This window comes from Alteromonas sp. 5NW40-0090 (assembly GCF_057552975.1).
The window spans coordinates 1-11,623 of sequence record NZ_BAAJLT010000003.1 but is presented as its reverse complement, the minus strand read 5'-3'; the positions used below and the strand labels follow the sequence as shown (position 1 = coordinate 11,623).

The window sequence follows — 11,623 nt, the reverse complement described above, 5'->3', positions numbered from 1 at the left end:
TTAGACTTATATTTTTGGAGACAGACAATGTCTGAAGCAAATTTCAAACTAGACGCTTCTGTTCGTACAGACCTAGGGAAAGGTGCGAGCCGCCGCCTACGTCGCGAAGATAAGCTACCTGGTATCATCTACGGTGGTGAAGAAGCGCCAGTTTCTATCACACTAGATCATAACAAAGTAAACAACTCAGCTGACTTTGAAGCGTTTTATTCTCACGTTCTTGAGATTAACCTTGACGGTAAAGTTGTTGAAGTTCTAGTTAAAGATATGCAACGTCACCCGTTCAAGCCAAAGATCACACACATTGACTTCCAACGTGTAATCGCTGGTCAAGACGTTCACACTAACGTACCACTTCACTTCGTAAATGAAGAAGCTTCTGCTGCTGTTAAAGCTGGCGGTATTGCTGAGCACCACGTAACTGAAATCGAAGTTACTTGTCTACCTAAGAACCTTCCTGAGTTCATCGAAGTAGACATGGCTGGTGTTGAAATGGGTCAAACGCTACACCTTTCTGACCTAACTCTTCCAGCTGGCGTTTCTTCAGTAGAACTTGCGAAGAACGACGAAGCTCACGACCTAGCGGTTGTAACTGTTAAGCCTGCTCCTAAAGCGGCTGACGCAGAAGAAGACGGCGAAGAAGCAGCTTCTGAGGAATAATCCTCTTGGCTGATATCCGCCTTATCGTGGGTCTGGGTAATCCAGGCCCCGAATATGAAAATACCCGACACAATGCCGGTGAATGGTTTCTAAACCAACTTGCCGACACCTACAACGCCCCGCTAAAACCAGAAACTAAATTCTTCGGTAAAACTGCTCGCATTACCATTGCAGGCAAAGATATCCGTTTGCTCTACCCCACTACCTTTATGAATAAGAGTGGACAAGCCGTAGCAGCACTGGCTAATTTTTATCGCATAGAACCAGAACAAATATTAGTAGCGTTTGACGAATTAGATTTACCCCCAGGTGTTGCAAAATACAAAGTGGGCGGAAGCTCTAGTCAAAATGGCGTACGTGACATTGTGGCTAAAATGGGTAACAACAAGAATTTTTTGCGTTTGCGCATAGGTATTGGTCATCCAGGTCATAAAAGCCGCGTTACCGGTCATGTTCTTGGAAAACCACCAGCAGAAGAAAAAGCAGCCATTGAAAGTGCCATCGATGAAGCGGTACGCTGTACAGAGATTTTGCTGAAAGAAGACCTTAAGCAGGCGCAAAACAGGTTACACTCGCACAAAGGGTAAACCTAGCCAGTTATCACTTTTCCAAACTAAGGATCCATACCATGGGTTTTAAATGCGGTATAGTTGGCCTACCAAATGTAGGTAAATCAACACTTTTCAATGCATTAACTAAAGCAGGTATTGAAGCGGCAAACTTCCCGTTTTGTACTATCGAGCCAAACACAGGTGTTGTTCCTGTGCCAGATCTTCGTTTGGACAAGTTGGCTGAAATCGTAAAACCTCAGCGCGTCATTCCTACTACCATGGAGTTCGTAGATATTGCTGGCTTGGTTGAAGGTGCCTCTAAAGGTGAAGGTTTAGGAAACAAATTCCTTGCTAACATCCGTGAGACTGACGCTATTGGTCACGTAGTACGCTGTTTTGATGATGAGAACATTGTTCACGTCGCAGGTCGCGTTAGCCCTAAAGACGATATCGATGTTATCAACACCGAGCTTGCACTTGCTGACTTAGAAACAACAGAAAAAGCTCTTCATCGTGTTGCTAAGCGCGCAAAAGGTGGCGATGCTGAAGCCAAGTACGAAATGAAAGTGCTTGAGAAGATTAAGCCGCACCTAGACGAAGGCCTGTTACTACGTTCACTTGAGCTGACTAAAGAAGAGCTTGCGGCAATCAGCTACATGAACATGCTTACCCTTAAGCCAACTATGTACATTGCAAACGTGAACGAAGACGGTTTTGAAAACAACCCGTACCTTGATCAGGTTAAAGAAATTGCAGCAGGCGAAAATGCCACTGTAGTTGCAGTGTGCGCGGCAATCGAGTCTGATATTGCAGAGCTTGAAGACGACGAACGCGAAGAGTTTATGCAAGACATGGGACTAGAAGAGCCAGGTCTTAACCGCGTAATTCGTGCGGGTTACAGCCTTCTTACGCTACAAACCTATTTTACTGCAGGCGTAAAAGAAGTACGTGCGTGGACCTTCCCTGAAGGGTCAACTGCACCACAAGCGGCAGGTAAAATTCATACCGACTTCGAAAAAGGCTTTATTCGCGCTGAAATCGTAGGCTACGAGCACTTCGTTGAGTTCAATGGCGAGCAAGGTGCGAAAGACGCAGGCAAATGGCGTTTAGAAGGTAAAGACTATATTGTTAAAGACGGTGACGTTATTCACTTCCGCTTTAACGTGTAATTTCTATTGTAGAAATTAGCACTGTTTATTAAAGCCACCGCAAGGTGGCTTTTTTGTTTATTGCGAATAATTGTGAAGCGCACATAGGCCTGATATAACTAGTAAAAAAACTAACGGCCTTTGCAATGACTTTTAATCATTTTACATCATCGCACTCTTCTACTTTGAATTGCGGCAAATCACAGCATGCCAAACGATTTTCAGTGATAAAAACCTCAATTAAAGCGTTGTGCTTGTTAAGCCTGGCTAATTTTTCTTTTGCCAGTGAACCTCAAGCTACCCCAGTGAATTCACAAATCAATAGCGACGCTGTTGAAAAGACACCAGCAATAGCGAGTAACACAGCCAGTTGGTATCAAGTTCCTCAGGGTAATATAGTGACGTTTAAAACTGCATATGGCGATGTAGTTATTGCGCTTCACCCTACCCTTGCACCAAAACATGTGGCCAGGTTTAAAAGTTTAATAGACGCAGGCTTTTATAACGAACAAGCATTTTATCGTGTAGTAGACGGGTTTGTGGCACAGGCAGGCAGTAACGATACTCACGATGCCTCAAAGTTTCCGCCGACACTGCTTAAACCTATTAACGCTGAATTTACCCAACCGCTCAATAGCAATGTAAACGTGGTTGAGAGCAAAGATATGTTTGCGCCAAACACCGGCTTTTTAGATGGCTTTCCAGTGGGCATTGATAAAAGCCGCAAAGAAATGTGGGGGCTTCACTGCCCAGGTGTTGTGGCGTTTGCTCGCAATAGCGAGAAAGATACGGCCAGTACGGAGTTTTATATTGTGATTGGGCAAGCACCACGACACTTAGACAGAAATATGTCGGTCGTGGGTCGCGTATTGCAAGGTATGGATGTGCTTCAAAAGTTGCCGCGAGGAAATATGGACAGAGGTGGCGCTCTGGATGATATAACGCAAGAAAGCAAAATTAAGCAGGCTTTTGTGCATGCAAACAACGCGGCACCTTATTTCTTACAAACGCCGCATCATGAAGAATATAAAAAACGAACGAATACAGGAAAAAACTTAGATAACCCGTTTTTTCATGACAATACGTATGGCCCGCGCCCAATTGACGTGTGTTATTACCAAACAAAAACCAGTGACAAAGCGTGGTAAATTGCTAACTTATTTCGTGCAAGTTGTTCAATTTCACGGCTTTTTGTGCGTATTTCGGCCTAATGCGCACACTTAATGAGCATTTAAAAAAAGTTAGTAAAAAAGGGGTTGACGGTTGCCAGTCATATACGCATAATACGCGCCACTTCCTGAGAGGGAAGAGAATAGCAAGGCTACGTAGCTCAGTTGGTTAGAGCACATCACTCATAATGATGGGGTCGCAAGTTCGAATCTCGCCGTAGCCACCAATTCTCGCTTATCTCTTTTAGGAAAGTCTAGCTGCGCGGAAGTGGTGGAATTGGTAGACACGCTGGATTTAGGTTCCAGTGCTTCACGGCGTGAGAGTTCAAGTCTCTCCTTCCGCACCACGACTGGGGTATAGCCAAGTTGGTAAGGCAGCGGGTTTTGATCCCGCCATTCATAGGTTCGAGTCCTGTTACCCCAGCCATTCTTTTCGAATGACTATTATAGCTAGCGTCTACGCGGAAGTGGTGGAATTGGTAGACACGCTGGATTTAGGTTCCAGTGCTTCACGGCGTGAGAGTTCAAGTCTCTCCTTCCGCACCATTTGGGGTATAGCCAAGTTGGTAAGGCAGCGGGTTTTGATCCCGCCATTCATAGGTTCGAGTCCTGTTACCCCAGCCAAATTCTTGAGAAGCCGCTCATCGAGCGGCTTTTTATTGAAGATAAAAGTTTAGGCTACGTAGCTCAGTTGGTTAGAGCACATCACTCATAATGATGGGGTCGCAAGTTCGAATCTCGCCGTAGCCACCAACTTTTATTTATTCCTTAATTGGAAGTCTACATTGCGGAAGTGGTGGAATTGGTAGACACGCTGGATTTAGGTTCCAGTGCTTCACGGCGTGAGAGTTCAAGTCTCTCCTTCCGCACCAATATTGGGGTATAGCCAAGTTGGTAAGGCAGCGGGTTTTGATCCCGCCATTCATAGGTTCGAGTCCTGTTACCCCAGCCATATTCTTGAAAAAGCCGCTCTTTTGAGCGGTTTTTTTGTTTGTGATCCCCTTTTTAAAAAGTGCCGATAGATTTTGGATTTAAATCCCCACGCCCTTTCCTCCATGAATGAATAAATTTGCTATATGCGAGCATAAAACGTCATAGTTTCAGTACGTTTTCATTGTCCAATCATTTAATTGTCGTGCTACTATTGGTGCTTTATCAATATAGCTCGGCTTATTTTAAGGTTTAGCAAATATGCGTTTGCTTATGCCGAAGCGTTTGTTCTGACAACGCACCTGTCATGTTCAGTTCATCTTTACACGCCGAGCAATAATTAAAACAATAACGAAGGAAAGTGCGTGATAAACGAATTCGTTTCATTAGTTAACAATATTCTTTGGGGAGACGGTCAGGTACTTATCATTATGCTGCTTGCATGTGGTATCTGGTTTACCGTTAAACTTGGCGGTGTGCAGCTTAGGCACTTCGGTCATATGTTCAGCCTACTAAAGGGCAGTAATACTTCTAGTAAAGACGGCATAAGTTCATTCCAAGCTTTGTGTACCAGTTTATCGGCTCGCGTGGGTACCGGTAACTTAGCTGGCGTCGCGGTTGCTATATCTCTAGGCGGTGCGGGCGCTATTTTTTGGATGTGGATGATTGCCCTTTTAGGTATGGCCACAGGTTTTGCTGAAAGTGTGTTAGGCCAGCTATACAAAGTACGTGACGAAAACGGCGAGTTCCGTGGCGGTCCCGCGTACTATATCAAGCAGGGTTTGAACAAAACCTGGCTTGCAGTCGCATTTTCTCTATGTTTGTTCTTTGGCTACGGCTTTGTCTTTAGCGCCGTTCAAGCCAATACTATTACCGATGCATTAAACAATGCGTACTCTTTCCCCACAGAATATGTGGGCCTGGCCATTATTGCTCTGGCAGCCTTAATTGTAGTAGGAGGCCTTAAAAGCATTGCCCGTTTTGCCGAGTTTGTGGTGCCATTTATGGGAATAGGCTATGTGCTTGTAGCGCTTGCTATTACCTTTATTAATATTTCCGAACTGCCAGCCATGCTACTTGATATAGTGAAGTCTGCGTTTGGTTTGCAGGAAGCAGGCGCTGGCGCACTCGGTGCCGCTATTAAAAATGGTATTCAGCGTGGCCTTTACTCAAACGAAGCGGGTAGCGGCTCTGTACCGCATGCAGCGGCTAGTGCCGTGCCAAACCCTAATCACCCGGTATCTCAAGGCTACATTCAGATGCTAGGCGTTTTCTTAGATACACTGGTGCTGTGTACGTCTACAGCCTTTATCATTTTACTTGCTGGCGGTTCAAGCTCTGACCAAATGGAAGGCATACGCCTAACCCAAGACGCCATGAGCAGTCATCTAGGCGAAGGCGGCACTGACTTTGTTGCAGCTGCCATCAGCTTATTTGCATTCACATCTGTAGTAGCAAACTACGCTTATGGCGAAAGTAACCTGCACATGTTCAAGTTGGATAACAAAATAGGCCGTGCAGTTTACACTATTGGTTATTTAGGCATGATTTATTGGGGCGCACAGGCAGCACTACCTCAGGTATGGGCCATGGCCGACATGGCGTTGGGCCTAATGACGGTGATTAACATCATCGCTATTGTGTGGATGACGCCAACCATTGTGTCTATCAGCAAAGACTACTTTAAGAAAAAGGACAGTGGCGCCAACATGGAATACAAAGCGGGTGACTGTGAAATACAGGGTAAGTCAGAAGATGGTATTTGGGATTAAGTCCGGCTTTTACTAGGTTAGTGTTTTAAAGTTAGATGTTACCAAGCTAACTTTGGCCTAGTGAGATTAAACAGAAGAAAGGCTAACCTCGAGTTAGCCTTTTTCGTTTGTAGCAATTTACCGCAAGTAAAACAATGATTTAGATTAACCTGCAACAAATGTAATGGCGGCCTACAACGCCACTGGCAAATGCCCAGTCTTCACCCAAATTACCGTTTCCTCATCAACGTAGGGATGATGCTGACTCATGTGTGGGCTTCTTATCCATGTACCTTTAGGGTATTCGCCGTGTTCGTCTTTGAACGTACCCGACAGTACGAAAATTTCTTCACCACCAAAGTGCTTATGAGGCTTAAATACCTCGCCAACAGGCCACTTAACCAGCGCCACGTGTTCATGCTCAAAATTATGGAGCGGCATCACTTGTAAACCGCCCTGCCCTTGTAGCCACTCTGCCGTATTAGTGTTCACTCTAACCTCAGCCAGATCCCGTTTATCAAACTGATTCAGTTTCACTAAAATCACGCAGCCTTCGTTGCTAAACGGGCTATGTTTGCTTCCAGGCGGGTTACGCAGATATGTGCCAGCGGGGTAATCTCCATGTTCATCGGAAAATACACCCTCAAGCACCAATATTTCTTCACCATACGGATGACTGTGCTGCTTAAAACTAGCGCCGGGTTCATATTTCACCACGCTGGTTGTATGACCCGACTCTTTTGCTTCACGCTCTAAAGGTTTACGCCATACCGTGGACGACGGTGACGCTTGCCATTCTTTCATCTGCGTATTAATCGCTAGGCGTTCATCAAAGTTCATATTTAACATATATATCACCGATCGATATTGAAGGGATGTCGAGGTTTTTAAACGACCATTACTCAGGCCTTAGCAATTCGAAAAAGTTGTCTTCAGATAGCGTGTAATAGTCGCCTCGTCCGCCGCCACGACTCACTGGCGCGCTTTTAAGCGTGCTGTAAACACCGTTTTCTATAAGCGACCTATCAATGTGTACGCCCACCACTTCGCCCATGATAAACCAGCTATTCACCGCATCACCTGAAGCCGACTTAAGCTGCACCACATCAGTAAGCTTACATTCCATGCTCACCTTACTCGCTTTTACGCGGGGAACGTTTACAATTTCACTGTCTACAGTTTGAAGTCCAGCGTGGTCGAACTCGCTTTCTTCTGGTGCTAAAGGTTTGCTTGTTGTGTTCATCGCATCAACCAAATCTTCCGATACCAGGTTCCAACAAAACTCACCGGTTTCTTGCACGTTTACCAGTGAATCTTTCCTACTGCCGACCACAGAGAAGCCAATGATAGGTGGCGTGTAGTTTAAGGCATTGAAAAAGCTATACGGGGCAAGGTTTAACACTCCCGCTTTAGACCTTGTAGAAATCCATCCGATAGGACGTGGCGCGATAATCGCATTAAATGGGTCGTGAGCAAGGCCATGACCTTCTTTTGGCTGGTAAAAATGCGTTTGTGACAAAGCCATTCCTTAAAAGTGTGTTAATGTAAAATCTAGCGTTGATATAGCTACGCTACCTACCGTTTTCAAGACTAATAAAAATAAGGGTGTTTATGACTGCACGTAGCGTTGCTTTTTCACGAACAAGACTCACTGAATTAATGGTGCCATCTTTTGCTAATTTTGGCGGAAAAGTACATGGAGGCGTAATCTTATCGTTAATGGATAAGGTTGCCTATGCCTGCGCAAGCAAACACGCTGGGGCTTATTGTGTAACCGTTACCGTTGATGGCGTTGAATTTTTACAGCCTGTTGAAGTCGGTGATTTGCTTCACCTTGATGCTACCGTCCATTATGTGGGAAACACGTCCTTAGTTGTGGGAATAAAAGTCACCACCGAAAACATTAAAACGAACGAAGTTAAGCATACTAACAACAGCTTTTTCACCATGGTGGCAAAAGATGACAACGGTAAACCCGTGGCCGTTCCAGAGCTTGAGTTGTCTACGCATTATGAAATGCGTAATTTTGTAACGGCTATCCGCCGCAGTAAAATCCGAAAAGAAGCACAAGTTAAACTTCAACGTGACTACGACGCATTTATTCCAAAAGAAGACTTTGCCCTTCTCGATGCGCATAGGTGCACCGTTACCTTTGAACGAGATGAAGTGCCAGCTAAGCGAAATGTAGAAGATTAAAGAGAAAGCACTTAAAACGGTGTCGCCTAGAGTATTAAGCTTTGACAGCACCGTGCTTTGGGCACTATTGAGTTTTATCCAATAAACAAAAAGCCCCCAACATTTGGAATAACCAAGCGTTGGGGGCTTTTGAACCCGCTAATTACTATTACTTATGCAGTAAGCGCATAATTAGAAGCTATACGACACTTTTCCGTAAACAAAGCGGCCTGTAAAGCCATAAGGCGAGAAGCCTGAATACGGGAACAAGCGCGAGAATGTAGTTACATCATCTACCAATTCACGGGTGGTTTCTGGGTACACATCAAAGATATTGTTGGCACCAACAGAAACAGTAAGTCCCTCTGTAAGCGCAACGCGAACGTCTAAGTCTGTGATCCATTCTGATGGAATGATTTCATTGCGCGCTTCAACCGACGATGGGTCTTCCACCTCACCGTAACGAGTAGTTCGTAATGTAGTTGAATAGCGGTCGTAGTTCCACGTAACACCCAAATTCAATTTGCTGTCAGGTGAAGCCGTTTCAAAACGACGAAGCTCCACGTCATCAAACAGGTTGTCTTGGTCAAAACCTGCGTTTTGCAATACTTCCGGCGCATCGATAACACTGGTTACTTCGTTGTCATTAAAGTTAGCACCTGCGTTAAAATTAAATGCACCATAGTCGGCCGTATTTAGTGTGTACGTAGAAACTATATCTACACCCTGCGTGCGCGAATCTATCGCATTTAAGAAAAAACGAGCCTGATTAGCGCCAGTTCCCTCAAGTAGGGCTTCAATTCCTTCGCCAGATAAGTTGTTCGACAACACAATACGATCGTCAATGTCTATGCGGTAGAAGTCTACGGTTAAGTTGAAATCAGCGGTTGGCGAGTAAGTAAAGCCTGCACTGTAATTATTCGACTCTTCCGCATCAAGACCAGGGCTACCCAGCGCTTGTGCAACATCGCTCGATGGTGCAAACGTGCCTGTTTCGGTGAGCTCACCGTCAACAAATACTGTTGCAATAGACGTGAAGAACTGCTGCTGCAATGATGGTGCTCTGAAGCCTGTTGATACCGACGCACGAAGGGCAAATGCCTCGCTGAGTGTTACACGGTGCGACATCTTCCAGTTAAACGTGCTACCAAAATCAGAATAATCTTCATAGCGCCCTGCTACCGCTACGTTCCAATTTTCTACAACATCAGCTTCTACATCTACATAAAAGCTATAGTTATGACGGCTATTTTCACCGGCAGATTCTGGCGTAAAGCCAGGGAATACTTGCGAGCCTGCGGCACCAAACGGGCCTTCAACAGGATCAGTTACAACACCGCCAGGACCAAATGTGCCTTGAATATAAGACCCTTCTTCACCCGCCGTAATTTCATAGCTTTCGTGACGGTACTCTGCTCCCATCGCAAAATTCATTTCACTGAAAAATAACCCCGTATCAACCAATCGTGACGCATCTGCGTTAATAATTGTGGTGTTGTACTCAAGCGTTCCTGCGTCAAACTCAGTTGGGCTAGTTGGACCTAAAGACGTATTTAATGTGTTGATTACGCCGTACTCAAGTTCATTACCACCGTGAGTGACAGATAAGTCGTAATTCCATACATCGCCGTAGCCTTTAATACCTGCTAGTAGTGACATATCCGTAATGTCTGTCTGAATAGAAGGTAGAAAACCGTCTTCATAAATCTCGACTATATTTCGAGAATCTTGTGCACGGCGATAAAACCCACCGCCTACCGAGTCACGAGTGCTGTATCCAGCTGTGGTATAAAACTCAACGCTGTCAGTTAACGCTTTGCCCGCATTGATAAACAACGCGTAGTCTTCAACTTCACCATTTCCGTAAACATGATTGTAGCGATTAACAGTAAGTTCACGGGGATCTAAATTACCGTCAGCATCCCGTGCATAGTTTTCTCGCTGATCGTAGTCTGAGCGATTCGCTTGGCCTCGGTCGCGGTACTCACCAGACACATTAACAAAGCCATCGTCACCCCATTCGAAGCCCACATTACCTCGAAGAGTGAAGGTTTGACCGTCGGTTACTTCACGATCGCTGCCTTCTTCAAATGCTAAGTTACCGTCAGCACCAATACTTACCCCTTCAAGGTTTGGTACACCGTCCATTGTTGTTACATTAGCACCGTAAGTGGCCGATACTTCACCGCCTTCGGCCGCGTCTTTTAATACAATATTGATCACACCTGCGATAGCGTCTGAACCGTATTGTGCCGCAGCACCGTCTCGTAGCACCTCAATACGTTTAATCGCATTTGCTGGAATGGCATTTAAATCCACAGCTGAAGAACCACGTCCCACAGAGCCGTTTAGGTTTAGTAGTGCCGATGTATGACGACGCTTACCATTTACCAATACCAAGGTGTGATCTGGCGCTAAGCCTCGAAGCTGTGCTGGACGCACATGGTCCGTGCCGTCGGTAATAGAGGGTTGAGGAAAGTTAAAGCTCGGCAGTAACTGATTTAAAATCATGTTGGTTTCAGTTAGACCCGTCGCCTCAATAGAAGATGCATCAATAATATCAATAGGCACTGGAGAATCATTGACGGTGCGACCAACCCGTCGTGAACCTACAATTTGAATTTGCTCAACATCTTGTTCATCAATGGTTGCTTGGTCTTGTGCAAGAACTGACGTTGAAAAAGGCATTCCAGCTATCGCAGAAGCAATAAGGGAAAGCTTAAAAGCAGAAGCGTTAAATTTTGCCTGTTGCATTTTGTTGTTCCTGAATTCTTATAAATTTCTATTTATTGAAGTGAGACTGCTTGTACTTGAAAACATGAGTACACGTTCAAATACAAATTCTTCATTCTGTTGTGGGTTACTGCTAAACGCCAGATTGTCTGATCAGACTTATTATTATTAGAGATGAAAAGCACCGTGTGCTTTCGGGCTGAGTAAATCACAAATAGATTCGCTCGCACAATACTAAAGTTGTAATAATTCCTTAATATCGACGACGGGTAGAATTTTAAAGATGAAGTGACGGAATTATCTATTGCAGAGTTAACAGAGCTATTTGCTAGAGACTATAACTCTCAATAATGAATATAGTTGGGACAGTACACATAAAAAAAGCGCTCTATGAGCCTGTAACAGATTCTGTGTAACTGCCATTAGTTAATATGTTTTTCGAGGCGCTCCTCGAACTCGATAATAAAACGACTCATCGCCTGACGCCAGTTTTGAATCGGCATCGA

The 11,623-nt window shown here is 44.9% G+C and carries 9 protein-coding genes and 8 tRNA genes; 14 read left to right on the top strand and 3 right to left on the bottom strand.

Annotation, left to right across the window (positions count from 1 at the left end):
* The first annotated feature begins 27 nt into the window (after positions 1-27).
* The 13 genes from AC27KT_RS04120 to AC27KT_RS04060 all read left to right on the top strand — a co-directional run bounded on the left by AC27KT_RS04120 (position 28) and on the right by AC27KT_RS04060 (position 6,230).
* On the top strand, positions 28-660 hold the full coding sequence (locus AC27KT_RS04120; RefSeq protein WP_342285006.1) for a 50S ribosomal protein L25/general stress protein Ctc: 633 nt from the start codon (positions 28-30) through the stop codon (positions 658-660).
* A 5-nt stretch (positions 661-665) separates the two neighbouring features.
* On the top strand, positions 666-1,247 hold the full coding sequence (pth, locus tag AC27KT_RS04115) for an aminoacyl-tRNA hydrolase (RefSeq protein ID WP_039225631.1): 582 nt from the start codon (positions 666-668) through the stop codon (positions 1,245-1,247).
* 41 nt (positions 1,248-1,288) lie between these two features.
* Complete coding sequence (gene ychF, locus AC27KT_RS04110) at positions 1,289-2,380, top strand: redox-regulated ATPase YchF (RefSeq protein WP_014949009.1); 1,092 nt, start codon at positions 1,289-1,291, stop codon at positions 2,378-2,380.
* A 203-nt stretch (positions 2,381-2,583) separates the two neighbouring features.
* Positions 2,584-3,507, top strand: coding sequence for a peptidylprolyl isomerase (locus AC27KT_RS04105; protein WP_487127619.1), 924 nt, complete (start codon positions 2,584-2,586; stop codon positions 3,505-3,507).
* Positions 3,508-3,678: 171 nt separating this feature from the next.
* Positions 3,679-3,755, top strand: a tRNA-Met gene (locus AC27KT_RS04100).
* A gap of 35 nt (positions 3,756-3,790) precedes the next feature.
* A tRNA-Leu gene (locus AC27KT_RS04095) sits at positions 3,791-3,875 on the top strand.
* A gap of 4 nt (positions 3,876-3,879) precedes the next feature.
* Positions 3,880-3,955: transfer RNA gene (locus tag AC27KT_RS04090), tRNA-Gln, on the top strand.
* A 34-nt stretch (positions 3,956-3,989) separates the two neighbouring features.
* Positions 3,990-4,074: transfer RNA gene (locus tag AC27KT_RS04085), tRNA-Leu, on the top strand.
* A gap of 2 nt (positions 4,075-4,076) precedes the next feature.
* A tRNA-Gln gene (locus AC27KT_RS04080) sits at positions 4,077-4,152 on the top strand.
* A gap of 52 nt (positions 4,153-4,204) precedes the next feature.
* Positions 4,205-4,281 (top strand) — tRNA-Met (locus AC27KT_RS04075).
* A 34-nt stretch (positions 4,282-4,315) separates the two neighbouring features.
* Positions 4,316-4,400 (top strand) — tRNA-Leu (locus tag AC27KT_RS04070).
* 4 nt (positions 4,401-4,404) lie between these two features.
* Positions 4,405-4,480: transfer RNA gene (locus AC27KT_RS04065), tRNA-Gln, on the top strand.
* Positions 4,481-4,823: 343 nt separating this feature from the next.
* A complete protein-coding gene (locus AC27KT_RS04060; RefSeq protein ID WP_487127617.1) occupies positions 4,824-6,230 on the top strand; it encodes an alanine/glycine:cation symporter family protein in 1,407 nt (468 codons plus the stop codon).
* A 171-nt stretch (positions 6,231-6,401) separates the two neighbouring features.
* Here AC27KT_RS04060 and AC27KT_RS04055 read toward each other — a convergent pair whose 3' ends face one another.
* A complete protein-coding gene (locus AC27KT_RS04055; RefSeq protein ID WP_487127615.1) occupies positions 6,402-7,058 on the bottom strand; it encodes a cupin domain-containing protein in 657 nt (218 codons plus the stop codon).
* 49 nt (positions 7,059-7,107) lie between these two features.
* Positions 7,108-7,728 carry a flavin reductase family protein gene (locus AC27KT_RS04050; protein WP_487127613.1) on the bottom strand — a complete coding sequence of 207 codons (621 nt, stop codon included), beginning with the start codon at positions 7,726-7,728 and terminating at the stop codon, positions 7,108-7,110.
* Between the two features lie 92 nt (positions 7,729-7,820).
* Here AC27KT_RS04050 and AC27KT_RS04045 point away from each other — a divergent pair, with 92 nt between their 5' ends.
* Positions 7,821-8,405, top strand: coding sequence for an acyl-CoA thioesterase (locus AC27KT_RS04045; RefSeq protein WP_136781111.1), 585 nt, complete (start codon positions 7,821-7,823; stop codon positions 8,403-8,405).
* Positions 8,406-8,576: 171 nt separating this feature from the next.
* On the opposite strand, the gene AC27KT_RS04040 is transcribed toward AC27KT_RS04045, so the two are convergent.
* A complete protein-coding gene (locus AC27KT_RS04040) occupies positions 8,577-11,138 on the bottom strand; it encodes a TonB-dependent receptor plug domain-containing protein (RefSeq protein WP_487127611.1) in 2,562 nt (853 codons plus the stop codon).
* Between the last annotated feature and the right edge of the window lie 485 nt (positions 11,139-11,623).

Bases quoted from the DNA above. Each gene is read 5' to 3' on its own strand.
- AC27KT_RS04120 (WP_342285006.1), top strand. From the start codon at position 28: ATGTCTGAAGCAAATTTCAAACTAGACGCTTCTGTTCGTACAGACCTA.
- ychF (WP_014949009.1), top strand. From the start codon at position 1,289: ATGGGTTTTAAATGCGGTATAGTTGGCCTACCAAATGTAGGTAAATCA.
- AC27KT_RS04055 (WP_487127615.1), bottom strand. From the start codon at position 7,058: ATGTTAAATATGAACTTTGATGAACGCCTAGCGATTAATACGCAGATG.
- AC27KT_RS04045 (WP_136781111.1), top strand. From the start codon at position 7,821: ATGACTGCACGTAGCGTTGCTTTTTCACGAACAAGACTCACTGAATTA.
- AC27KT_RS04040 (WP_487127611.1), bottom strand. From the start codon at position 11,138: ATGCAACAGGCAAAATTTAACGCTTCTGCTTTTAAGCTTTCCCTTATT.